This window comes from Pseudomonas sp. SWRI99, assembly GCF_014270125.1.
Lineage (GTDB): Bacteria > Pseudomonadota > Gammaproteobacteria > Pseudomonadales > Pseudomonadaceae > Aquipseudomonas > Aquipseudomonas hamedanensis.
Genome location: NZ_JABWQR010000017.1, coordinates 19,800 through 42,186 on the forward strand (window position 1 = coordinate 19,800; position 22,387 = coordinate 42,186).

Sequence of the window (22,387 nt, forward strand, 5' to 3'; positions counted from 1 at the left end):
TTGGGGCCGCTTCGCGACCCAGCGGGAGCAAGCTCCCTCGCCACAAGTTCGTATCAGGCTCGAGTGCGGCGCTCTGCGGCTTGCGCGCATATCACGCGCCGGCGCTGGTCGTCAGCCGAGCGCCATTCACGAATGTCTTCGACATGACGGAAACAGCCCTGGCAAACCTTCTGCTCATCCAGCCGGCATACACCGCTGCACGGCGACGGCACCGCCGGGCTGACGTTGCTGTAGAGCGGCTTGGGTGGCCGAACAGGAGCGGCGTCAGTCAGCAACTCACAGGCCCTCGAAATCGAATTCGACACCGGCCTGCTGTTTGACGATGCGCTCAAGCATCTCGCCCAATTGCTCCTCGCTCTTGTCGCACATCCAGCGCTCGCTTTCTTCGTCGTAGTCGAAGTGAAAACCACCGGACACCGCCGCCAGCCACAGCTGCCGCAGCGGCTCCTGGCGACTGAAGATCAACTGGCTGCCGTTTTCGAATTTGACGGTCAGCACACCGGCCGAGCTTTCCAGATCAATGTCCAGATCGCTTTCATCAAAGATGTCTTCCAGTTTTTCCTGGGTTTCATCGACCAGATCGTGGAAACGGGCTTCGGACAAACTCATTGCGGCAACCTCAAAAAATGTCTGATCAGGCTCAAGCAGCCGAAAGATACGGACGCTGCCGGCCGATTGCAAAGGATTACGACCGGGTGCCTGCCCCACTCCAAACACAACCCCTGTAGGAGTGAGCCTGCTCGCGATTGCATTCGTCCAGTCGACGGTGATGTGATTGAAAGAACCTAATCGCGAGCAGGCTCACTCCTACAGGGGTTTGCGCGAGCCCCGCCGGACGGGAGGGCCATCACATAGGCAAGCTGCCGGGTGGCCGGTATACTCCGGCGCAATTAACGCATTTTCAAGGATTTCGCCATGAAGCGCCTGATCTCGTCCCTTGCTGCGCTCGTCGCGGTTGCCTGCCTTGTATCGGCCTGCGGTCAAAAAGGCCCGCTGTACCTGCCCGACGACAGTCAAGACCCGGCTGAACAAGCCCAGTCTTCGCAGAAACAACCGTCCAAAGCACACAAGCACGACGTTTATTAAGGGATCGCCATGGACGCTTTTAACTACCGTGGCGGCGAGCTGTTTGCGGAAGGCGTGGCACTGTCCGCCATCGCCGACCGCTTCGGCACGCCCACCTACGTCTACTCGCGCGCGCACATCGAAGCGCAGTACCTGGCCTATGCCGATGCGCTGGCCGGCATGCCACACCTGGTGTGCTTCGCGGTCAAAGCCAACTCCAACCTCGGCGTATTGAATGTCCTGGCCCGTCTCGGCGCCGGTTTCGACATTGTTTCCCGTGGCGAGCTGGAACGTGTTCTGGCCGCTGGCGGCAGTGCCGACAAGATCGTCTTCTCCGGTGTCGGCAAGACCCGTGACGATATGCGCCGTGCGCTGGAAGTCGGCGTGCACTGCTTCAACGTCGAATCCACCGACGAGCTCGAGCGCCTGCAAGTGGTCGCCGCCGAGCTGGGCGTTCGCGCCCCGGTTTCGCTGCGCGTGAACCCGGACGTCGATGCCGGCACCCACCCGTACATTTCCACCGGACTCAAAGAGAACAAGTTCGGCATCGCCATCGCTGACGCCGAAGACGTGTACGTACGGGCCGCGCATCTGCCGAACCTGGAAGTCGTCGGAGTCGACTGCCACATCGGTTCGCAACTGACCACGCTGCCGCCGTTCATTGATGCACTGGATCGCTTGCTCGACCTCGTCGATCGCCTCGGCGACTGCGGCATCCACCTGCGCCACATCGATCTCGGTGGTGGCCTGGGCGTGCGTTATCGCGATGAAGAGCCGCCATTGGCCGCCGACTACATCAAAGCCGTGCGCGAGCGCCTGAACGGTCGCGATCTGGCGCTGGTGTTCGAACCGGGCCGCTTCATTGTCGCCAACGGCGGCGTGCTGCTGACACAGGTCGAGTACCTCAAGCACACCGAACACAAGGATTTCGCCATCGTCGACGCGGCGATGAATGATCTGATCCGCCCGGCGCTGTATCAGGCCTGGATGGACGTCACGGCGGTCAAACCGCGCGACAGCGCTGCGCGCCACTACGACATCGTCGGCCCGATCTGCGAAACCGGCGACTTCCTTGCCAAGGACCGCGAACTGGCGCTGGAAGAAGGCGACTTGCTGGCGGTGCATTCGGCTGGTGCGTACGGTTTCGTCATGAGCTCCAACTACAACACTCGCGGCCGTGCCGCCGAAGTGCTGGTGGATGGTGATCAGGTTTTTGAAGTGCGTCGCCGCGAAACCGTGGCCGAGCTGTTTGCCGGCGAAAGCCTGCTGCCGGAGTAACCCATGCTGCTGCGTTTTACCAAAATGCACGGCCTGGGCAACGATTTCATGGTCCTCGACCTGGTCAGCCAGCACGCGCACATTCAGCCCAAGCACGCCAAACAATGGGGCGACCGGCACACCGGTATCGGTTTCGACCAGTTGCTGATTGTCGAGGCACCGAGCAACCCGGACGTGGATTTCCGCTATCGGATCTTCAACTCCGACGGCTCCGAAGTGGAACAGTGCGGCAACGGCGCGCGCTGCTTTGCCCGTTTCGTGCTCGACAAACGCCTGACCGCCAAACGTCAGATGCGCGTCGAGACCAAGGGCGGCATCATCGAACTGGACGTGCGTAACGACGGCCAGATCGGTGTGAACATGGGCGCGCCGCGTCTGGTGCCGGCGGATATCCCGTTCGAAGCGCCAGCCCAGGCCAGCAGCTATCAGCTGGAAGTCGATGGCACCACGGTCGAACTGGCCGCCGTGTCGATGGGCAATCCCCATGCGGTCATTCGCGTGGACGACATCAACAGTGCACCGGTGCATGAACTGGGGCCGAAGATCGAACACCATCCGCGCTTCTCGGCGCGGGTCAATGTCGGTTTTCTTCAGGTCATCGATCGGCACCGTGCGCAATTGCGCGTCTGGGAACGCGGCGCCGGGGAAACCCAGGCCTGCGGCACCGGCGCCTGTGCCGCCGCGGTTGCCGCCATCACTCAGGGGTGGATGGATTCGCCGCTGTTGATCGACCTGCCTGGCGGGCGTCTGTCCATCGAGTGGGCAGGCCCGGGCCAACCGGTGTTGATGACCGGTCCGGCAGTGCGTGTATACGAAGGACAAGTGCGTCTTTGAGCGAGCGAAAATCATGACCGACAAGCCTCAGGTACCCGCCCGACAGACCGACGAATCAGCGTCCGAGAGCCTGGAAGCGGCAGCGGTTGCCGCCTACCTGGAGGCTCATCCGGACTTTTTCATCGAGCACGAAGAACTGCTGCCGTCGCTGCGTATTCCGCACCGGCGCGGCGACACGGTGTCGCTGGTCGAACGACAGATGACCCTGCTGCGCGACCGTAACATAGAGATGCGCCATCGCCTTTCGCACCTGATGGACGTGGCCCGTGACAATGATCGCCTGTTCGAAAAGACCCGCCGCCTGATTCTCGCGCTGATGGATGCGTCGAGCCTGGAGGACGTGGTGATCAGTGTCGAGGACAGCCTGCGCCAGGATTTCCAGGTGCCTTTTGTCAGCCTGATCCTGCTCGGCGACAACCCGGCTCCGGTCGGCCGTTGGGTGACCCACGCCGACGCGCAAACCGCCATCGGCGGCCTGCTCGCCGAAGGCAAAAGCGTCAGCGGCAGCCTGCGCGAGCATGAGCTGGATTTCCTCTTTGGCGAAGAACAGCGCCAGCAGATCGGCTCGACGGCGGTCGTTGCCGTCAGCCATCAGGGCATCCACGGCATTCTGGCCATCGCCAGCCGTGATCCGCAGCACTACAAGAGCTCGGTCGGCACCCTGTTCCTCAGCTACATCGCCGAGGTCATGGGCCGCGTGCTGCCACGGGTCAACAGCTCCCTGCGCTCGGTGCGCTGAGCATGGAACGGCAACTGGACGCTTACTGCGAACACCTGCGCAGTGAGCGCCAGGTGTCGCCGCACACGCTGTCGGCGTATCGCCGCGACCTCGACAAGGTTCTCGGCTGGTGCATCAAGCAGAACATCGGCAGTTGGGCTGCGCTGGACATCCAGCGTCTGCGCAGCTTGATCGCTCGGCTGCACGCACAAGGCCAGTCCTCGCGCAGCCTCGCCCGCCTGCTCTCAGCGGTGCGCGGGCTTTATCACTATCTGAACCGCGAAGGCCTTTGCGACCATGATCCGGCCACGGGTCTGGCGCCGCCGAAAGGCGAACGTCGCCTGCCGAAAACACTCGACACCGACCGCGCGCTGCAACTGCTCGAAGGTGCGGTGGAGGATGATTTTCTTGCCCGGCGCGATCAGGCGATTCTGGAGTTGTTCTATTCTTCGGGGCTACGCCTGTCCGAGCTGACCGGACTCAATCTGGATCAACTGGACCTGGCCGACGGCATGGTCCAGGTACTCGGCAAAGGCAGCAAAACCAGGCTGTTGCCCGTTGGCAAAAAAGCCCGGGAAGCGCTTGAGCACTGGCTGCCGTTGCGCGCGCTGACCAACCCGGCCGACGACGCCGTGTTCGTCAGCCAGCAAGGCCGGCGCCTGGGCCCACGGGCGATTCAGGTGCGGGTCAAACTCGCCGGCGAGCGGGAACTGGGGCAGAACCTGCACCCACACATGCTCAGGCACTCCTTTGCCAGCCATTTGCTCGAGTCTTCCCAAGACCTGCGCGCGGTGCAGGAGTTGCTCGGCCACTCCGACATCAAGACCACGCAGATTTACACCCACCTCGATTTCCAACATCTGGCGGCGGTCTACGACAGCGCCCATCCAAGGGCCAAACGCATGAAAGGCGACGATTCATGAGCATTCAGTTGATCACCTTCGACCTCGACGACACCCTGTGGGACACCGCGCCGGTGATCGCCAGCGCCGAAACCGTGCTGCGCGAATGGCTGAGCGACCAGGCGCCGAATCTGGGCGCGGTGCCGGTGGAACATCTGTGGGCGATTCGCGAGCGCGTGCTGGCGGGCGAGCCGGGCCTGAAGCACCGCATCAGTGCGCTGCGCCGGCGCGTGCTGTTTCATGCACTGGAAGACGCCGGGTATGAGCGCGACGAGGCGTCAGCCCTGGCGGACAAGGGTTTTGACGTGTTTTTGCATGCACGGCATCAGATCGAAGTGTTCCCCGAGGTCGAGCCGCTGCTGGAGGGTCTCGCCAATCACTACGCCCTCGGCGTTGTCACCAACGGCAATGCCGATGTGCGCCGGCTGGGGCTGGCGGATTATTTCAAATTTACCTTGTGCGCCGAAGACATCGGCATCGCCAAGCCGGATGCGCGGCTGTTTCACGAGGCCTTGCAGCGTGGCGGCGTAAGCGCCGAGGCGGCGGTGCATGTCGGCGATCATCCCGGCGATGACATCGCCGGCGCGCAGCAGGCAGGCTTGCGTGCGGTGTGGTTCAACCCGGCGGGCAAGGTCTGGGAGGCAGAGCGCTTGCCGGATGCGGAGATTCGCAGTTTGATGGAATTGCCAGCCGTCCTCTCGCGCTGGAATGCCACCTCGAATTAACACACGCCCCCTGTGGGAGTGAGCCTGCTCGCGATAGCGGTGTGTCATTCAATTCGATGTATCTGACAAACCGCTATCGCGAGCAGGCTCACTCCTACAGGGAGATTGCGCTGGCTTTGCGGGCATGAAAAAGCCCGCAGCGACGGCGGGCTTTTTCAGCAAGCGAGCGACACGCCTCAGATAGGGCGGCTGCCGTACTTGTTGTCCGGCTTCTTGGGCGGATCGGCGACCACATTGGCCTCCACTTCCTGCACCTTGCCGCCGCGCGCAAGGAATTCTTCCATGGCCCGGGCCAGGGCGTCACGTTCCTTGTTCTTGGCCTCGATACTCGGCAAATCGTCGACCGATACCGCAGCCTTGGCTTTGCCTTTGGCAGCCGGGGCCGGCGTATCTTCACCGCTATCGTCTTCGGCAACGTCTTCCGCTGCCGCTTCCAGGCCTTCCTCGGCCTCGTCTTCGTCGCCTACTTCGAGGTCGTCGTTTTCCAGATCATCGTCGCTCATGTTCTACCTCATGACTTGCCAAAAGCAGATTAGTTATAGACCAGCTTTGGCGACTGTCGTAAGCCGCCGTTAAAAAATCTTCCGCCGCTGCTGATCAGCGGCTTATGCCCCTTCACCGTGCAAGGTGGCGAGGACTTTACGGGCACCGCCATGATCTCGGTGCTCGCCCAGATAAACGCCTTGCCAGGTGCCCAGTGCCAGGCGACCCGCCGAAACCGGCAGGCTGATCTGGCAGCCCAGCACGCTGGCCTTGAAGTGCGCCGGGAGGTCGTCCAGGCCTTCGTCGTTGTGCTCATAGCCGTCTGTTCCTTGTGGGATCAGACGATTGAAAAATCGTTCGAAGTCGCGACGAACTGCCGGATCGGCGTTCTCGTTGATGGTCAACGACGCGGAGGTGTGCTGCAGCCACAAATGCAACAGACCGACCCGACAGGTCTTGAGTTCAGGCAAGCCGGCAAGCAACTCGTCCGTTATCAGATGAAAGCCCCGGGGCCTTGCCCGCAGGGTTATCAGAGTCTGTTGCCACATACAGTTCTCCGCTCGTTCGGGGCGCATTCTAGCGCGCTCTGAAAAAAAACAAAGGCCCTAATATTCCTGCAACCGTGTAAGCCATTGCCCGCAGAAAAACCCTTGCTGTAAAGACGACAAAAGCCGTAAGAAAAATCCTTTCAGCCGCCCTCTGACTGACAAATCGCAGGCAAAAAAATGCCCGGCAAGCCGGGCAATTTTTTCCTGCGCGAGCTTACAGGTTGTAGCCGCGCTCGTTGTGTTGTGCCAGATCGAGGCCGACCGACTCTTCTTCTTCGGTTACGCGCAGACCCATGACAGCGTCCAGCACCTTGAGGATGACGAAGGTGACGATCGCGGTGTAGATCACCGTGAAGCCAACGCCTTTGATCTGAATCCAGACCTGCGCGCCGATGTCAGTCACGGTGCCGAAGCCGCCCAGCGCCGGTGCAGCAAACACACCGGTGAGGATCGCGCCGAGGATACCGCCAATGCCGTGCACGCCGAAGGCATCCAGGGAATCGTCATAACCGAGTTTGCGCTTCAGGGTGGTGGCGCAGAAGAAGCACACCACGCCTGCAGCCAGACCAATCACCAGTGCGCCCATCGGGCCCACGGTACCGGCGGCCGGCGTAATCGCGACCAGACCGGCAACCACACCCGAGGCAATGCCCAGTGCGCTTGGTTTGCCGTGGGTGACCCACTCGGCGAACATCCAGCCCAGTGCCGCAGCGGCAGTTGCAATTTGAGTCACCAGCATCGCCATGCCCGCAGTGCCGTTAGCGGCTGCAGCGGAACCGGCGTTGAAACCAAACCAGCCCACCCACAGCATGGCCGCGCCCATCAGGGTGTAACCAAGATTGTGCGGCGCCATTGGCGTGGTCGGGAAACCCTTGCGCTTGCCCAACACCAGGCACGCTACCAGACCGGCGATACCGGCGTTGATGTGCACCACGGTGCCGCCCGCAAAGTCGAGCACGCCCCAGTCCCACATCAGGCCGCCGTTACCGGACCAGACCATGTGCGCAATCGGCGCATAAACCAGGGTGAACCAGATGGCCATGAAGATCAGCATCGCGGAAAATTTCATCCGCTCGGCGAACGCACCGACGATCAGCGCCGGGGTGATGATCGCAAAGGTCATCTGGAAGGTGATGAACACCGCCTCGGGGAACAGCGCCGCCGGGCCGGTAATGCTCGAAGGCGTGACACCGGCGAGGAACGCCTTGCCCATGCCACCGAAGAACGAGTTGAAGTTGACGACGCCCTGCTCCATGCCGGTGGTGTCGAACGCAATGCTGTAGCCATAAATGACCCAGAGGATGCTGATCAGACCGGTAATGGCGAAGCACTGCATCATCACGGAAAGAATGTTTTTCGAGCGAACCATACCGCCGTAAAACAGCGCCAGGCCCGGAATGGTCATGAACAGCACGAGGGCTGTCGAGGTCAGCATCCAGGCCGTGTCGCCGGAATTGAGGACTGGCGCGGCCACTTCGTCTGCCGCCATGGCAAGGCCGGGCATTACGATGGACAACAGGGCGCCTAGCCCTGCGAATTTACGCAGAGTCATATTGTTTTCTCCTGGGGCGTTGGGTTTGTGGCGGCGCTTAGATCGCGTCGGTATCGGTTTCGCCGGTACGGATACGAATCGCCTGTTCCAGATTGACCACGAAGATCTTGCCGTCACCGATCTTGCCGGTGTTGGCAGCCTTGGTTATCGCCTCGATAACCCGATCCAGATCCTTGTCGTCGATGGCCACGTCGATTTTCACCTTGGGCAGAAAATCGACCACATATTCCGCGCCGCGATACAGCTCGGTGTGACCCTTCTGCCGGCCGAAGCCTTTGACTTCAGTAACGGTAATGCCCTGCACGCCGATTTCGGACAGCGACTCGCGCACGTCGTCCAGCTTGAACGGCTTGATGATGGCAGTGACTAGCTTCATGAAACTCTCTCCCGATTTGGTGGACTTGCCCCAGGAAAACAAACCCGTCTCAAGTCTAAGCGCAGTGCCTGGCTTTGTAACGCATCGTTGACGCCAGCTAACCGCATCAGACGAAACTCCCCGCTTCGTCTGCCGCACTGCATTCGTCACAGCGACTGCATCAGTGCATGGGTCGAAGGTGACTAAGCAGAAACCTTGCCATCTCAACAAAATCCTGTGATTTCAATCTCTTGACGGCACTTATAAACATTCCCCTGCGGGAGGCGCTGCGGATACGCACAACAACGGTGCGCAACCATCCGTCCCTCTGCGCGAAAAGCGTGCATCCCTGCGACAGGAATGACTATAGACACTGCGTGATACACTGCCGGCCATTGTTTTCAGGACATTCACCATGCTCGCACCCAAAGACTTTCTCGACGCCCTGAGCGGCACCGCCTCCCGTCTCTTCAGCGGCGACACCCCGCTGCCGAAAGCCGAAATCGAAAGCCAGTTCAAAATGCTGCTGCAAAGTGCCTTCAGCAAACTCGATCTGGTCAGCCGGGAAGAGTTTGATAGTCAGATGGTGGTGCTGGCGCGTACGCGTGCACGGCTTGAGAGTCTTGAAGCGAAGGTGGCGGAGATGGAAGCGAAGCTGAATCCGCCGGCTAAATAACGGCCCAGTTCCCGGATATTGAGTTTGGTTAGTAAAAAAGGCGTCGAATAGACGCCCTCAAAGTGCTTCCCCCGGGCCGGTCTTCAGCTCGGTGTACTGCCCGGATACGGAATCATGCGCAATGTGCCAACCGCTCTACCTGATCACGGATTGCAGCTCCTCTTTCAATTTCAGCTTTTCGCAGATCGTACGTCGATTGCAGGTTCAGCCAAAATTCAGGAGTGGTGTCCAGACAGATAGAAAGTCTTAAAGCCATGTCAGCGCTGATGCCTCGGCGCTGTAGGACGATATCGTTCACGGTCGGAGTAGACACATTCAATGCTCGCGCCAACGCAGCGGCTGTCAGGTTCAGAGGTTCCAGATACTCCTCTTTGAGGATCTCGCCGGGATGGACCGGACGCATACCATTCTTGGTCATACTCACCTCAGTGATAATCGACGATTTCAACATCCTCGGGCCCATTCAGCCCCCAGACGAAGCAAATTCGCCATTGGGCGTTGATACGAATGCTGCATTGCCCCTTCCGATCGCCTCCCAAGGTCTCGAGCCGATTTCCGGGAGGAGATCGGAGATCAGCCAACGCAGCTGCTGCATCAAGCATCGTCAGCTTACGTTCCGCGACACTCAATATGGCTGACCAGAAACGGGTTTTACCGCTTCGGAACAGGTATTCGGTTTCAGAACATCTGAAGCTAACGATCATAATTTAAAGCTTAACGTTATGCATTAACCTTGAGTGTATTCGTGAAGATCATCGATGCAAACAGGTGATCCTGCGATTTCGGTGTTCTTTCAGGGCTTTCAGAAATGGACTACGCGTGGTGGCTGATCCTTACTGAACCCGTCGCTATTTCCTTCACAAACTCTCCCTATTTCTGCTTGCGATGCCTTGCCGATTTCCTGGCATTTCTTGCAGCAACATCCTGCGAAGTTTTTGCTCGCCACCCGCCCCACTAAAACGACTATGCCCTACTACCCTTCAAAAACCCGCAGGAAGCGGCCCCCGATTCAGCTCAAGGAACGACCATGTCCCTCTCCATCGTCCACAGTCGCGCCCAGATAGGCGTGGAAGCCCCCGCTGTTACCGTCGAAGTCCATCTGGCCAACGGTCTGCCGTCGCTGACCATGGTCGGCCTGCCCGAGGCGGCGGTGAAGGAGAGCAAGGATCGGGTGCGCAGCGCGATCATCAATTCCGGGCTGCAGTTTCCGGCGCGGCGGATCACCTTGAATCTGGCGCCGGCGGATCTGCCCAAGGATGGCGGGCGCTTTGATCTGGCGATTGCCTTGGGGATTTTGTCGGCGAGTGTGCAGGTGCCGTGTCTGACGCTGGATGATGTGGAATGTCTTGGCGAACTGGCGTTGTCCGGTGCGGTGCGGCCGGTGCGTGGTGTGCTGCCGGCGGCACTGGCGGCGCGCAAGGCCGGTCGGGCGCTGGTGGTGCCGCGCGCGAACGCCGAGGAAGCGTGCTTGGCATCAGGACTGAAAGTGTATGCAGTGGATCACCTGCTGGAAGCGGTGGCGCACTTCAACGGGCATACGCCGGTGGAGCCTTACGTTTCCGACGGATTGATGCATGCCGCCAAACCTTATCCCGACCTCAATGAGGTGCAGGGGCAAACAGCCGCCAAGCGCGCATTGCTGATTGCGGCGGCGGGCGCGCATAACTTGCTGTTCAGCGGCCCCCCCGGCACAGGCAAGACGTTGCTGGCCAGCCGCCTGCCCGGATTGCTGCCGCCGCTTTCCGAATGCGAAGCCCTGGAGGTCGCCGCGATTCAGTCAGTCGCGAGTGGCGTACCGTTAACTCACTGGCCACAGCGCCCCTTCCGTCAACCGCACCACTCCGCTTCCGGGCCGGCACTGGTCGGTGGCAGTTCGAAACCGCAACCCGGCGAAATCACCCTGGCGCATCATGGTGTGCTGTTTCTCGACGAATTACCCGAGTTTGATCGCAAGGTTCTGGAGGTACTGCGCGAGCCGCTGGAGTCCGGGCATATCGTGATTGCCCGGGCCAAGGATCGCGTGCGTTTCCCCGCGCGGTTCCAATTGGTGGCGGCAATGAATCCGTGTCCCTGTGGATATCTTGGCGAACCCAGCGGCAAGTGTTCGTGCACACCGGACATGGTTCAGCGCTATCGCAATAAACTGTCGGGGCCGCTGCTGGACCGAATCGATTTGCACCTGACCGTGGCGCGGGAGGCAACCGCATTGAATCCGGCAGCGAAGCCCGGCGAGGATAGCGCCAGCGCTGCGGCGTTGGTAGCCGAAGCGCGAGAGCGCCAGCACAAACGTCAGGGCTGCGCCAACGCCTTTCTCGATTTGCCGGGATTGAAGCGCCATTGCCGGTTATCCACAGCCGACGAAAAATGGCTGGAATCGGCCTGCGAGCGACTGATCCTGTCGCTGCGCTCGGCCCATCGTCTGCTCAAGGTCGCGCGCACGCTGGCGGATCTTGAGCAGGTCGACGCGATCACCCGCGAGCACCTGGCCGAGGCACTGCAATACCGACCGGCGACACCTTAATGCTCGGTCAGGTCAACCAATGGCGCTTGCCGCACTTCGGTTTCCCGCCCGGCCTGAATCTCGCTCACGCGCTTCAAGGCGTTATCCACAGCACCTTTGTCTGCGAGCAGGCTGTAGCTGATCTGGAACTGTTTATGCTCCTTTGGTGCAATGGTCGGCACCAGATTCAGCGGGCGCTGATAGCGGCGGTTGTAGGAAAAACTGGTGCCCGGTTCCAGCCCCGTCACGTAGCCCTGCCCTTGTGTGTCGGTATTCTTCCACAGGGAGAACACCGGCAACTGCTGGGTATTGAAGCCAACAGAAACACCGAGGCTGCCCGCCTTGTTATGCAGAACAGTCAGGGTTTCGCCTTTGGCGTCGGCATAGGGCACGACGTTGTAGACCGTTTCGTCGTAGTCCTTGGTCGGTGCGCGATAAGTCTGCCAGTCAGCCAAATCGCCCTTGGCCTTGTCATTGAACGGCGATACCTGCTTCACCGGCGCGGCAAACTTTGCACCCTGCTCGAGAAACGGCGTGCTGAAGTTGCTGTGATACAGCGCCTGGTATTCCTTCGGATAGTCGCCGTTGTTGGTCAGGGTGTCGTTGAGGGTGAAGCTTGCGCTGCCCGGCTCGGTGGCCAGTTCCGTCGCCACTTTGAAGTCGACTTTCTTGAACGCCTGCTCTTTCAGCTCGCCACGCAAGGTAATGGCATATGGCGGTTTTTCATCGATGTGCAAAGTGACAGTGCTGGCCGGAATGTTGGCGGCGCGACCGTGCAGTGTCAGCAGTTCACCGTTGTCCATGCCGGGATGGCCTACCCATTCGTAACCGCAACGGGTGACCAGTTCGTTGAAGCCTTCGAGCCAGCCCAGGCCACCGCGTCCGTTGAGTTCGATGAAGGCCGGATTGACCACCTCTTGCACCGGCGAGTCCCAGCCCATGCGCACATTGCCCACCGAGGCTTGCAGCACATTCATGCCCCGGGTCGGCACCACGGACAATTTCATCGCGCCGTTATCGATGTCGACAACACTGACACCTTCCTGACGACCGCCGTGCAGGGTGCGCAAGGTCACGGAAAACGGTTTGGTGGTTTTCACACCAAGCTGTTCACTGGTGATCGTCCAGTTTTTCGCGGGCGTATTGGCATCGAGCAAGACGTAGTCCCAGGCCATGGCATGGGAAGCAGCGGAGAATGCGCCGAGGGCGACAAAGAGTTTGAGCGGGGTCATGGCAGCAGCCTTTATTGGAGTTGTGCCATTTTTATAGCGCTGCGGAAACGTTTCAGCAAGTGTAAAGAAGCTGTGGGTTAAGAGCATTCGCGAGCAGGCTCGCTCCCACCGGGTTTTCGGATCTTCACAACATTTGTGAATCACACCGAAAACTGTGGGAGCGAGCCTGCTCGCGATAGCTATTTCAAAGACGCATCAACGGAAGCGATCAACCTCGGAACGCAGATCCGCCGCCAGCTTCTCCAGCTCTTTAGCCGTCACCGCCAGGTTCGACACAACCTCACGCTGCTCACTGTTGGCCAGCGCAATGCTCTGCAAGTTGCTGCTCAGCAACGTCGCGGTGCTGCTTTGTTCCTGCGTCGCAGTGGTGATTGCAGCAAACTGCTGCCCCGCCGAACGGCTCTGCTCGTCGATCCGCGCCAGTGCCGAGGCGACATTGGCGTTGCGCGACAGGCCTTCCTGCATCAGCACGTTGCCCTGTTCCATGGTGCTGATCGCATTGCCGGTTTCCTGCTGGATGCTGTGGATCATGCTGGAAATCTCGTCGGTCGCCTGACGGGTGCGCGAGGCCAGACTGCGCACTTCGTCAGCCACCACGGCAAAGCCGCGACCTTGCTCGCCGGCGCGCGCCGCTTCGATCGCCGCGTTCAGGGCCAACAGGTTGGTCTGTTCTGCAATCGAGGTGATCACGCCGACAATGCCACCGATTTCCTGCGAGCGCTGGCCGAGGGTGTTGATCACCGTGGCGGTGCTGTTCAGGGCGCCGGCGATTTGCTCCAGCGAGGACGACGCTTCTTCCATCGAGCTGCGCCCGATCTGCGTCTGTTGTGCGTTTTCCTGAGCCAGACGCTGGGTTGCGCCCATGTTGTCGGCGATGTTCAGCGAAGTCGCGCTGAATTCTTCCACCGCGCCGGCCATGCTGGTGATTTCGCCCGACTGTTGCTCCATGCCTTCATAGGCCCCCCCGGACAAACCGGACAAGGCCTGCGCACGGCTGTTGACCTCTTCGGAGGCGCGGCGGATGTGCTCGACCATGGTCGACAGCGCCTGGCTCATCTGGTTGAACGCGCGGGACAGTTGACCGATCTCATCGTGGCTCGACACGTTCAGACGCACGCTCAGATCACCCGCGCCCAAGGCTTCAGCCTGACGCACCAGGTCGCCCAGCGGTGCCAGTTTGCTGCGCAGCAGCCAGACCACGGAGCCAACGGCCAGCAACATCGCCAGCAGGCTGCCGATAGCCAGTTGCGTACCGACGCTCCAGGTCACCGCGCGGATTTCGGCTTTCGGCATGCTCGCCACTACCGACCACGGTCCGCCCTCGAACGGCACCGCGACGCTGTAGAAGTCTTCGCCTTTATCGTTCCAGAACTCACCCTTGCCCGGGGTTTTCACCAGGTTGTTGATGGTCGGGACGGCTTGATCCAGTGCTTCGACGCCGGCAATCGGCACCAGCCATTTGTTCTGCTCGTCGAGCAAGGCCAGCGAGCCGGTCTTGCCGATGCGGAAGCGCTTGAGATTGGCAAACTGGGCGTTCTGCGCATCGGTGTAATCGAAGCCGACGTACAGCACGGCGATGATCTTGCCGCCCGCATCGCGAACCGGGGTGTACTGCGACATGTAATAGCGTTCGAACAGCAGGGAACGCCCGACAAAGCTCTGGCCCGCCATCAGCTTCGCGTAAGCCGGGTTGGCGTGGTCGAGTACGGTGCCGATGGCGCGGGTGCCGTCCTGTTTGGTGACGTTGGTGCTGACACGAATGAATTCTTCGCCGCTGCGCACGAACACCGTGGCCACGCCGGCCGTCATCTGCTTGAACTCGTCAACTTCCCTGAAGTTGTTGTTCAGCACTTCGCTGCCCAGACGCAGTCCCGGCGTCTGTACGCCGGCCACGGTGACCGGCTCTTCCGGGTGAACACTCAGGCCGCTACCGAAGCGTTTCTCGAACAAGCCGCTCAGGCGTAAGGTGCTTTCGCGCAGCGTGCCGTGGAACGTGCTCAGCTGGTCGGCCAGCAGCCGCGCCTCGCTGGCCAGATGTTCTTCACGGGTGGCGAGGTTGGCCGAATCCAGCGAACGCAGAGCGAACACCGTACTGCCACTGATGACAATCGCCAGTATTACAGCGAGCGCGAGGCCCAGCTGCGAGGCGATCCGAGCGCGAGGTTGAGACATGGACAGCTCCTGGCCGAGCTGCGGGATCCTCCTTGATCTCGACTCGGATTATTTTCTAATAGTGGGGGTGAACCGTAAAAACCGGCACGACGGTTCCACTTGCTCATAGTCGGCGGTAAATCCGAATACTTGAGCGCCTGACAGGGATATGGCACAAGGCCGGCATTGTGCCGGCTCGAACGTTTCAGCTCAAGCGTGTCACCGCCGGCAGTTCCATGGCGCGGACCTCGCTTTGCAGGAAGTCGCTGAGACGGCGCAAACGTTCACCTCCCGGTCGGGTTTTTGGCCACACCAGGTAGTAATTCAATCCGCTGGCGACGGCGGTTGGCCACGGCAGGCTGAGACGTCCCTGGGCGACATCTTCGGCCACCATCAACAGATCGCCCATCGATACACCGTAACCGCGCGCCGCCGCGATCATCCCCAGCTCGAGGGTATCGAACACCTGTCCGCCCTTGAGCGACACCTGATCGGCCAGCCCCATGTGCTCAAGCCAACTGCGCCAGTCACGGCGGTCCGGGGTCGGGTGCAGCAACTCGGTGGATGCCAGCCGCGCGACGTCCCACGGCTGGTCATTGAGCAGGTTCGGCGCGCCAACCGGGATCAGTTCTTCGGCAAACAACAGGCTGGCCTCCCAGTCCGGCGGGAAATGCCCGTCACTGAGCAGCACCGCACAATCGAACGGCTCATCGTTGAAGTCCACCGAATCCACGTCCATCCACGCGCTGGTCAGTTGCACTTCGTTGCCTGGCTGCAAATGCCGAAAACGGCTGAGCCGTGCCAGCAGCCAGCGCATGGTCAGGGTCGATGGCGCTTTCATGCGCAGAATGTCGTCTTCGGCACGCAAGGTATTGCAGGCCCGCTCCAGGGCTGTGAAGCCCTCGCGGATGCCAGGCAATAGCAGACGAGCCGCCTCGGTCAATTGCAGATGACGGCCGCTGCGATGGAACAGCCGACAAGCAAAATGCTCTTCGAGCGTACGAATGTGCCGGCTCACCGCGCTCTGGGTGATCGAAAGCTCTTCGGCCGCGCGGGTGAACGAGCTGTGCCGGGCGGCCGCTTCGAATGCGCGCAGGGCATACAACGGAGGAAGTCGACGAGACATGCACAAGCTCCTGGGGCGGGATGCAGCCAACTTAGCAGAAAGTGCTCAGGATGAGTTTTAATCATGCCACCCATCCTTTTTATCCCTTTGTGCAAATGCCTCCACGCGCCGAGAATCGACGGTCTCCTGTTCCCTCTGCAAATTGAGTGGTGATGACTATGCAACATCATGTGCGTACCGAACTCTGGGCTATCCTGCGGCTGGCAGGGCCGCTGATCGCTTCACAGTTGGCGCACATGCTGATGGTGCTGACCGACACGCTGATGATGGCCAGGCTCAGCCCCGAGGCGCTGGCCGGTGGCGGCCTCGGCGCTGCGACCTACTCGTTTGTGTCGATTTTCTGCATCGGCGTCATTGCAGCGGTCGGCACGCTGGTGGCAATTCGTCAGGGTGCCGGCGACATTCTTGGCGCAGCACGCCTGACTCAGGCCGGATTGTGGCTCGCCTGGCTGATGGCGCTGGGCGCAGGGCTGTTGCTGTGGAATCTGAAACCGGTGCTGTTGCTGTTCGGCCAGACCGAAACCAACGTCAACGCCGCCGGGCAATTCCTGATCGCCCTACCCTTCGCCCTGCCGGGCTACCTGAGCTTCATGGCCCTGCGTGGTTTTACCAGCGCGATTGGCCGGGCCACGCCGGTCATGGTCATCAGCCTCGCTGGCACCGTGGCCAACTTTCTGCTCAATTACGCGTTGATCACCGGCCTGTTCGGCCTGCCGCAGCTCGGCTTGATGGGCATCGGTCTGGTCACGGCGATTGTCGCCAACTGCATGGCGCTGGCGCTGGCCTGGCACATTCGCCGACATCCGGCGTATGACGCCTATCCATTGCGCGCCGGCCTGTCGCGGCCCAACCGGCAATATCTCAAGGAGCTGTGGCGCCTCGGTCTGCCCATCGGCGGCACCTACGCGGTGGAAGTCGGGCTGTTCGCCTTTGCGGCGCTGTGCATGGGCACCATGGGCAGTACACAAATGGGTGCGCATCAGATCGCTCTGCAGATCGTTTCGGTGGCATTCATGGTGCCGGCCGGGATGTCTTACGCTATTACCATGCGCGTCGGCCAGCACTATGGCGCCGGACAACTGATCGATGCGCGCATGTCCGGCCGTGTTGGCATCGCCTTCGGCGCAGTAGTGATGCTCGGCTTTGCCTTGGTGTTCTGGCTGTGGCCGAATCAGTTGGTTGGCCTGTTCCTTGACCATAACGACCCGGCGTTTGCCGAGGTGATCCGCCTGGCGGTGAGCCTCCTGGCAGTGGCGGCGTGGTTCGAATTGTTTGACGGCACGCAGACGATTGCCATGGGCTGCATTCGTGGTCTGAAAGATGCCAAGACCACTTTTCTGGTCGGGCTCGGTTGCTACTGGCTGATCGGCGCGCCCGCGGCGTGGTGGATGGCCTTCCACCTCGATTGGGGGCCAACCGGCGTCTGGTGGGGATTGGCGCTGGGGCTGGCCTGTGCGGCGGTGAGCCTGACGCTGGCGTTTGAATGGAAGATGAAGCGAATGATTCGGCGCGAGCCGCAGGCTCAAGGTTTCAACATCCCTCAGGCCGAATGAGATCCCCTGTGGGAGTGAGCCTGCTCGCGATAGCGGTGTATCAGTCAATGCAAATGTTGACCGTTGGAAAGCTATCGCGAGCAGGCTCACTCCTACAGGGGGTGGTGTTCAGCCGACGATCTCCAGAGCTGGCTGCTGGCTCGATCCCGACGTCAGGTATTCAACCAACTCCGCCAACGGCAACGGCCGGCTGATCAGGTATCCCTGCACCTGATCGCAGTCATAGCCGCGCAGCAGATCCAGTTGCTCCGGCGTCTCTACGCCTTCGGCCACCACTTCCAGTTGCAGGTTGTGCGCAAGGTTGATCATCGCGTGTACCAGCTTGCGGTTCTCTTCGCGCTGTTCCATGCCACCGACAAAACTCTTGTCGATCTTCAGCAAGGTGATCGGCAGGCTGTTGAGGTGCACGAACGAAGAAAACCCGGTGCCGAAATCGTCCAGCGAGAACCGCACGCCGAGGCGGCCGAGGGCGTCCATGGTCTGTTTGACCAGGTCGCTGCGCCGCATCACCGCGGTTTCGGTGAGTTCGAATTCCAGCCACTGCGCCTCGACACCGCGCTCGGCAATCAGTCGGCTGAGCGTCGGCAGCAACTGACTGTCCTGAAACTGCCGGAACGACAGGTTGATCGCCATGTGCAGCGCGGGCAGGCCGCGTTCGCGCAGATCCTGCATATCGCGCAGCGCCCGGGAAATCACCCAATACCCCAGCGGCACGATCAAACCGCTCTGTTCGGCCAACGGCACGAATTCGCTGGGTGGCAGCAAACCGCGCTCGCCGTGGCGCCAGCGCACCAAGGCTTCGAGGCCGACGATCTGACCGTCGGCAAGGTTCAGGCGTGGCTGGTAGTGCAGTTCCAGCTCATCACGGCGCAAGGCCCGGCGCAGCTCGCTTTCCAGATCGGCCATGCTTCGCGCGTTGCGGTTGATGCGTTCGTTGAAGATATGGAAGGTGCAGCCCTGCGTGCTTTTGGCCTGCTGCATGGCGATGTGCGCGTGCCACATCAGCGGATCGGCACCGCCCTGCGCACGGGCATGGGCGATGCCGAGGCTGGAGCCGATCAGCAGGCTTTCGCCATCGACCCAATACGGTTCGGACAGGGCTTCGGTGATGCGCTCGGCCATCCATTCGGCCCGCTGCGGCGCACGGCGGGTGTCAATCAGCAGGGCAAACTCGTCGCTGCCCAGGCGCGCCAGTTGATCACCGGCCTCCAGCTGGCTTTTCAGCCGGGCGACGACTTGCAGAATCAGCCGGTCGCCCGCCTGATGGCCGAGGGCATCGTTGGCGTGACGGAAGTTATCCAGGTCGAGATGCCCGAGGGCCAGACCGCGCCCGTCGCCTTCCGCGAGACGGGCGGCCAGCAAGGTCTGGAAGCCCTGGCGGTTGGCGATGCCGGTCAGCGGGTCCTGTTCGGCAAGACGCTGCAAGGTGTTTTCCAGCACGCCGCGCTCGCGCACATGGCGCAGACAACGGCGCAGCATGCCGGCATCGAGCGCGTCGAACGCCAGCCAGTCACTGACCCCGTCCGGCGCCGTGGCCGGTTCGTGATCCAGCAGCAATACCGTCGGCAGGCTGCAACGGCCCGGTGCCGGTTGCAACGCCGGGATGGTCAATAACACCGCATGGCGATTGTCTTCGAACAGACTGCTGACCGACTCCCAGCTCGGCGCGCTGATCAGCACCGCCGCACTCCCCAACGGAGCCAGACACTCGCGCAATAACGCTGTCCACGCTGGCTCTTCGGCCAGTAGCAGCAAACGCAAGGGTTCGACAGGCGTAGACAAGCTGACTCCCTAGACTCTGCAATGATGTGGGCGGCGGGCATTATGCCGTTGCGCTGGGCAATGACCAATGACAACGGTTATCACAACGTTATTTTGTGTCACGAACGAGAACATTAGCCGCAAAATCCTTGCGCATCCTGCGTGAAAGTAACAAAACCGGCAAATCTGAATCGCGTGGTACGTCACAAGTCGGACAGAGCAGCACAATTCGCTGAGCCTGTTAAAATGCCGGCCCATTTCGTCAACGACTCCCGAATCTTCGTATGTCCCGACTCAATCCCCGGCAGCAAGAAGCCGTGAACTATGTCGGCGGCCCTCTATTGGTGCTCGCCGGTGCTGGCTCCGGCAAGACCAGCGTGATCACGCGCAAAATCGCGCACCTGATCCAGAATTGCGGCATCCGCGCCCAGTACATCGTCGCCATGACCTTTACCAACAAGGCCGCGCGCGAGATGAAAGAACGGGTCGGCAGCCTGCTGCGTGCCGGCGAAGGGCGCGGCCTGACCGTCTGCACGTTCCACAACCTGGGCCTGAACATCATCCGCAAGGAACACGCGCGGCTGGGCTACAAACCCGGTTTCTCGATCTTCGACGAGACCGACGTCAAAGCCCTGATGACCGACATCATGCAGAAGGAATACGCAGGCGACGACGGCGTCGACGAGATCAAGAACATGATCGGCGCCTGGAAAAACGACCTGATCCTGCCGCCCCAGGCCCTGGAAAACGCGCGCAATCCCAAGGAACAGACCGCCGCCATCGTCTACACCCACTATCAGCGCACGCTCAAGGCGTTCAACGCGGTGGACTTCGACGACCTGATCCTGCTGCCGGTAAAACTCTTCGAGGAACACGCCGACATCCTCGAAAAGTGGCAGAACAAGGTGCGCTACCTGCTGGTCGACGAATACCAGGACACCAACGCCAGCCAGTACCTGCTGGTGAAAATGCTCATCGGCAAGCGCAACCAGTTCACCGTGGTCGGCGACGATGACCAGTCGATTTACGCCTGGCGCGGCGCGCGGCCGGAAAACCTGATGTTGCTCAAGGACGACTATCCGTCGTTGAAAGTGGTGATGCTCGAGCAGAATTACCGCTCCACCAGCCGCATCCTGCGCTGCGCCAACGTGCTGATCTCGAACAACCCGCACGAATTTGAAAAACAGCTGTGGAGCGAGATGGGCCACGGCGACGAGATCCGCGTGATCCGCTGCCGCAACGAGGACGCCGAAGCCGAGCGCGTGGCCATGGAAATTCTCAGCCTGCACTTGCGCACCGACCGTCCGTACAGCGATTTTGCGATCCTCTACCGCGGCAACTACCAGGCCAAGCTGATCGAATTGAAGCTGCAACACCACCAGGTGCCGTATCGCCTGAGCGGGGGCAACAGCTTCTTCGGCCGTCAGGAAGTAAAGGACCTGATGGCCTACTTCCGCCTGATCGTGAATCCGGATGACGACAACGCCTTTCTGCGGGTGATCAACGTACCCCGCCGGGAAATCGGCTCGACCACCTTGGAGAAACTCGGCAACTACGCCACCGAACGCAAGATCTCGATGTACGCCGCCACCGACGAAATCGGTCTGGGCGAACATCTCGACAGCCGCTTCACCGATCGCCTGTCGCGCTTCAAGCGCTTCATGGACAAAGTCCGCGAACAGTGCGCCGGCGAGGATCCGATCTCGGCCCTGCGCAGCATGGTCATGGACATCGACTACGAGAACTGGCTGCGCACCAACAGCTCCAGTGACAAGGCGGCGGACTATCGGATGGGCAACGTCTGGTTCCTGATCGAGGCGTTGAAAAACACCCTCGAAAAGGACGAAGAAGGCGAAATGACCATCGAGGACGCCATCGGCAAACTGGTCCTGCGCGACATGCTCGAGCGCCAGCAGGAAGAAGAGGACGGTGCCGAAGGTGTGCAGATGATGACCTTGCACGCCTCCAAGGGTCTGGAATTCCCCTACGTGTTCATCATGGGCATGGAAGAGGAAATCCTCCCGCACCGCTCCAGCATCGAAGCCGACACCATCGAAGAAGAACGTCGTCTGGCCTACGTGGGCATTACCCGCGCCCGCCAGACTTTGGCGTTCACCTTCGCCGCCAAGCGCAAGCAGTACGGCGAAATCATCGACTGCGCGCCGAGCCGCTTCCTCGATGAGCTGCCGCCGGACGATCTGGCCTGGGAAGGCAACGACGACACCCCGACCGAAGTCAAAGCCGTGCGTGGCAACAACGCATTGGCCGATATACGCGCGATGTTAAAGCGCTAGAATTGACCACTTTTTTTCAAAGCCTGGCGCGCACCACGCGCTGAACGAGGACAGCTTCATGGAAGCACTGCACAAAAAAATCCGCGAAGAAGGCATCGTGCTTTCCGATCAGGTCCTGAAAGTCGACGCCTTTCTGAACCACCAGATCGACCCGGCCCTGATGAAGCTGATCGGCGACGAATTCGCCACGCTGTTCAAGGACTCGGGCATCACCAAGATCGTCACCATCGAAGCTTCAGGCATCGCCCCGGCGATCATGACCGGTCTGAACCTCGGCGTGCCGGTGATTTTCGCCCGCAAGCAGCAGTCCCTGACCCTGACGGAAAATCTGCTGTCGGCGACGGTCTACTCGTTCACCAAGAAGACCGAAAGCACCGTGGCGATTTCCCCGCGTCACCTGACCAGCAGCGACCGCGTGCTGATCATCGACGACTTCCTGGCCAACGGTAAGGCCTCGCAAGCGCTGATCTCGATCATCAAACAGGCCGGCGCCACCGTTGCCGGCCTGGGCATCGTCATCGAGAAATCGTTCCAGGGCGGCCGCGCCGAGCTGGACTCGCAGGGCTACCGCGTCGAGTCGCTGGCCCGGGTGAAATCGCTGAAGGATGGCGTCGTCACCTTCATCGAATAACCC

General features: G+C 60.8%; 23 protein-coding genes. 11 read left to right on the top strand and 12 right to left on the bottom strand.

The window, feature by feature from the left end; all coding sequences use genetic code 11:
• Positions 1–53: 53 nt before the first annotated feature.
• Entirely contained in the window at positions 54–272 is a 219-nt protein-coding gene (locus tag HU743_RS15305; RefSeq protein WP_186630860.1) for a DUF1289 domain-containing protein, read from the bottom strand.
• 4 nt (positions 273–276) lie between these two features.
• Complete coding sequence (gene cyaY / locus HU743_RS15310; protein ID WP_047596732.1) at positions 277–609, bottom strand: iron donor protein CyaY; 333 nt, start codon at positions 607–609, stop codon at positions 277–279.
• A gap of 306 nt (positions 610–915) precedes the next feature.
• Here cyaY and HU743_RS15315 point away from each other — a divergent pair, with 306 nt between their 5' ends.
• Genes HU743_RS15315 through HU743_RS15340 form a run of 6 tightly spaced genes read left to right on the top strand, consistent with a single transcriptional unit; the run spans position 916 to position 5,522 of the window.
• Positions 916–1,086 carry a lipoprotein gene (locus tag HU743_RS15315; RefSeq protein ID WP_186549676.1) on the top strand — a complete coding sequence of 57 codons (171 nt, stop codon included), beginning with the start codon at positions 916–918 and terminating at the stop codon, positions 1,084–1,086.
• A gap of 9 nt (positions 1,087–1,095) precedes the next feature.
• On the top strand, positions 1,096–2,343 hold the full coding sequence (gene lysA, locus HU743_RS15320; protein ID WP_186549678.1) for a diaminopimelate decarboxylase: 1,248 nt from the start codon (positions 1,096–1,098) through the stop codon (positions 2,341–2,343).
• Between the two features lie 3 nt (positions 2,344–2,346).
• Positions 2,347–3,177 carry a diaminopimelate epimerase gene (dapF, locus tag HU743_RS15325; protein ID WP_186649518.1) on the top strand — a complete coding sequence of 277 codons (831 nt, stop codon included), beginning with the start codon at positions 2,347–2,349 and terminating at the stop codon, positions 3,175–3,177.
• A 13-nt stretch (positions 3,178–3,190) separates the two neighbouring features.
• Positions 3,191–3,916, top strand: coding sequence for a DUF484 family protein (locus HU743_RS15330; RefSeq protein ID WP_186649520.1), 726 nt, complete (start codon positions 3,191–3,193; stop codon positions 3,914–3,916).
• Between the two features lie 2 nt (positions 3,917–3,918).
• Positions 3,919–4,818 carry a tyrosine recombinase XerC gene (gene xerC / locus HU743_RS15335; protein ID WP_186619235.1) on the top strand — a complete coding sequence of 300 codons (900 nt, stop codon included), beginning with the start codon at positions 3,919–3,921 and terminating at the stop codon, positions 4,816–4,818.
• Positions 4,815–5,522 carry an HAD-IA family hydrolase gene (locus HU743_RS15340; RefSeq protein WP_186649522.1) on the top strand — a complete coding sequence of 236 codons (708 nt, stop codon included), beginning with the start codon at positions 4,815–4,817 and terminating at the stop codon, positions 5,520–5,522. The genes xerC and HU743_RS15340 overlap by 4 nt, the downstream gene beginning before the upstream one ends.
• Before the next feature lie 176 nt (positions 5,523–5,698).
• Here HU743_RS15340 and sutA read toward each other — a convergent pair whose 3' ends face one another.
• From sutA to glnK, 4 genes are all read right to left on the bottom strand, one after another.
• Entirely contained in the window at positions 5,699–6,025 is a 327-nt protein-coding gene (gene sutA / locus HU743_RS15345) for a transcriptional regulator SutA (RefSeq protein WP_186549688.1), read from the bottom strand.
• Positions 6,026–6,127: 102 nt separating this feature from the next.
• A complete protein-coding gene (locus tag HU743_RS15350) occupies positions 6,128–6,553 on the bottom strand; it encodes a secondary thiamine-phosphate synthase enzyme YjbQ (RefSeq protein ID WP_186549690.1) in 426 nt (141 codons plus the stop codon).
• A 214-nt stretch (positions 6,554–6,767) separates the two neighbouring features.
• Entirely contained in the window at positions 6,768–8,105 is a 1,338-nt protein-coding gene (locus HU743_RS15355) for an ammonium transporter (RefSeq protein WP_186549692.1), read from the bottom strand.
• Positions 8,106–8,142: 37 nt separating this feature from the next.
• Entirely contained in the window at positions 8,143–8,481 is a 339-nt protein-coding gene (gene glnK, locus HU743_RS15360; protein WP_002555808.1) for a P-II family nitrogen regulator, read from the bottom strand.
• Positions 8,482–8,875: 394 nt separating this feature from the next.
• On the opposite strand from glnK, the gene HU743_RS15365 reads away from it, so the two are divergent.
• Positions 8,876–9,136 (top strand): accessory factor UbiK family protein, encoded by a 261-nt coding sequence (locus HU743_RS15365; protein ID WP_186649524.1) that lies wholly within the window; start codon positions 8,876–8,878, stop codon positions 9,134–9,136.
• Positions 9,137–9,248: 112 nt separating this feature from the next.
• Here the strand turns inward: HU743_RS15365 and HU743_RS15370 are convergent, their stop codons facing one another.
• Positions 9,249–9,554 (bottom strand): HigA family addiction module antitoxin, encoded by a 306-nt coding sequence (locus HU743_RS15370; protein WP_186549696.1) that lies wholly within the window; start codon positions 9,552–9,554, stop codon positions 9,249–9,251.
• A 7-nt stretch (positions 9,555–9,561) separates the two neighbouring features.
• Positions 9,562–9,840, bottom strand: a complete 279-nt coding sequence (locus HU743_RS15375) for a type II toxin-antitoxin system RelE/ParE family toxin (protein ID WP_186619238.1) — start codon at positions 9,838–9,840, stop codon at positions 9,562–9,564.
• Positions 9,841–10,163: 323 nt separating this feature from the next.
• Here HU743_RS15375 and HU743_RS15380 point away from each other — a divergent pair, with 323 nt between their 5' ends.
• A complete protein-coding gene (locus HU743_RS15380) occupies positions 10,164–11,657 on the top strand; it encodes a YifB family Mg chelatase-like AAA ATPase (RefSeq protein ID WP_186630682.1) in 1,494 nt (497 codons plus the stop codon).
• On the opposite strand, the gene HU743_RS15385 is transcribed toward HU743_RS15380, so the two are convergent.
• The 3 genes from HU743_RS15385 to HU743_RS15395 all read right to left on the bottom strand — a co-directional run bounded on the left by HU743_RS15385 (position 11,654) and on the right by HU743_RS15395 (position 16,145).
• Entirely contained in the window at positions 11,654–12,868 is a 1,215-nt protein-coding gene (locus HU743_RS15385) for an aldose 1-epimerase family protein (RefSeq protein ID WP_186619240.1), read from the bottom strand. The genes HU743_RS15380 and HU743_RS15385 overlap by 4 nt on opposite strands.
• A 195-nt stretch (positions 12,869–13,063) precedes the next feature.
• On the bottom strand, positions 13,064–15,040 hold the full coding sequence (locus tag HU743_RS15390) for a methyl-accepting chemotaxis protein (RefSeq protein ID WP_186649526.1): 1,977 nt from the start codon (positions 15,038–15,040) through the stop codon (positions 13,064–13,066).
• A 184-nt stretch (positions 15,041–15,224) separates the two neighbouring features.
• Positions 15,225–16,145 carry a LysR substrate-binding domain-containing protein gene (locus HU743_RS15395; protein WP_186549704.1) on the bottom strand — a complete coding sequence of 307 codons (921 nt, stop codon included), beginning with the start codon at positions 16,143–16,145 and terminating at the stop codon, positions 15,225–15,227.
• A 158-nt stretch (positions 16,146–16,303) separates the two neighbouring features.
• On the opposite strand from HU743_RS15395, the gene HU743_RS15400 reads away from it, so the two are divergent.
• Positions 16,304–17,698 (top strand): NorM family multidrug efflux MATE transporter, encoded by a 1,395-nt coding sequence (locus HU743_RS15400; protein WP_186649630.1) that lies wholly within the window; start codon positions 16,304–16,306, stop codon positions 17,696–17,698.
• A gap of 108 nt (positions 17,699–17,806) precedes the next feature.
• On the opposite strand, the gene HU743_RS15405 is transcribed toward HU743_RS15400, so the two are convergent.
• Positions 17,807–19,480 (bottom strand): bifunctional diguanylate cyclase/phosphodiesterase, encoded by a 1,674-nt coding sequence (locus HU743_RS15405; protein WP_186549706.1) that lies wholly within the window; start codon positions 19,478–19,480, stop codon positions 17,807–17,809.
• A gap of 263 nt (positions 19,481–19,743) precedes the next feature.
• Here HU743_RS15405 and rep point away from each other — a divergent pair, with 263 nt between their 5' ends.
• Positions 19,744–21,753 (top strand): DNA helicase Rep, encoded by a 2,010-nt coding sequence (rep, locus tag HU743_RS15410; protein WP_186549708.1) that lies wholly within the window; start codon positions 19,744–19,746, stop codon positions 21,751–21,753.
• Positions 21,754–21,811: 58 nt separating this feature from the next.
• Positions 21,812–22,384 (top strand): xanthine phosphoribosyltransferase, encoded by a 573-nt coding sequence (locus HU743_RS15415; RefSeq protein WP_186549710.1) that lies wholly within the window; start codon positions 21,812–21,814, stop codon positions 22,382–22,384.
• The last annotated feature ends 3 nt before the right edge of the window (positions 22,385–22,387 follow it).

Coding starts and splice junctions, on each gene's coding strand:
- HU743_RS15315 (WP_186549676.1), top strand. CDS start 916: ATGAAGCGCCTGATCTCGTCCCTTGCTGCGCTCGTCGCGGTTGCCTGC.
- HU743_RS15340 (WP_186649522.1), top strand. CDS start 4,815: ATGAGCATTCAGTTGATCACCTTCGACCTCGACGACACCCTGTGGGAC.
- HU743_RS15415 (WP_186549710.1), top strand. CDS start 21,812: ATGGAAGCACTGCACAAAAAAATCCGCGAAGAAGGCATCGTGCTTTCC.
- HU743_RS15355 (WP_186549692.1), bottom strand. CDS start 8,105: ATGACTCTGCGTAAATTCGCAGGGCTAGGCGCCCTGTTGTCCATCGTA.
- lysA (WP_186549678.1), top strand. CDS start 1,096: ATGGACGCTTTTAACTACCGTGGCGGCGAGCTGTTTGCGGAAGGCGTG.
- rep (WP_186549708.1), top strand. CDS start 19,744: ATGTCCCGACTCAATCCCCGGCAGCAAGAAGCCGTGAACTATGTCGGC.
- HU743_RS15375 (WP_186619238.1), bottom strand. CDS start 9,840: ATGATCGTTAGCTTCAGATGTTCTGAAACCGAATACCTGTTCCGAAGC.
- HU743_RS15395 (WP_186549704.1), bottom strand. CDS start 16,145: ATGTCTCGTCGACTTCCTCCGTTGTATGCCCTGCGCGCATTCGAAGCG.
- dapF (WP_186649518.1), top strand. CDS start 2,347: ATGCTGCTGCGTTTTACCAAAATGCACGGCCTGGGCAACGATTTCATG.
- HU743_RS15350 (WP_186549690.1), bottom strand. CDS start 6,553: ATGTGGCAACAGACTCTGATAACCCTGCGGGCAAGGCCCCGGGGCTTT.
- HU743_RS15380 (WP_186630682.1), top strand. CDS start 10,164: ATGTCCCTCTCCATCGTCCACAGTCGCGCCCAGATAGGCGTGGAAGCC.
- HU743_RS15390 (WP_186649526.1), bottom strand. CDS start 15,040: ATGTCTCAACCTCGCGCTCGGATCGCCTCGCAGCTGGGCCTCGCGCTC.
- glnK (WP_002555808.1), bottom strand. CDS start 8,481: ATGAAGCTAGTCACTGCCATCATCAAGCCGTTCAAGCTGGACGACGTG.
- HU743_RS15365 (WP_186649524.1), top strand. CDS start 8,876: ATGCTCGCACCCAAAGACTTTCTCGACGCCCTGAGCGGCACCGCCTCC.
- HU743_RS15370 (WP_186549696.1), bottom strand. CDS start 9,554: ATGACCAAGAATGGTATGCGTCCGGTCCATCCCGGCGAGATCCTCAAA.
- HU743_RS15330 (WP_186649520.1), top strand. CDS start 3,191: ATGACCGACAAGCCTCAGGTACCCGCCCGACAGACCGACGAATCAGCG.
- HU743_RS15400 (WP_186649630.1), top strand. CDS start 16,304: ATGCAACATCATGTGCGTACCGAACTCTGGGCTATCCTGCGGCTGGCA.
- cyaY (WP_047596732.1), bottom strand. CDS start 609: ATGAGTTTGTCCGAAGCCCGTTTCCACGATCTGGTCGATGAAACCCAG.
- HU743_RS15385 (WP_186619240.1), bottom strand. CDS start 12,868: ATGACCCCGCTCAAACTCTTTGTCGCCCTCGGCGCATTCTCCGCTGCT.
- xerC (WP_186619235.1), top strand. CDS start 3,919: ATGGAACGGCAACTGGACGCTTACTGCGAACACCTGCGCAGTGAGCGC.
- sutA (WP_186549688.1), bottom strand. CDS start 6,025: ATGAGCGACGATGATCTGGAAAACGACGACCTCGAAGTAGGCGACGAA.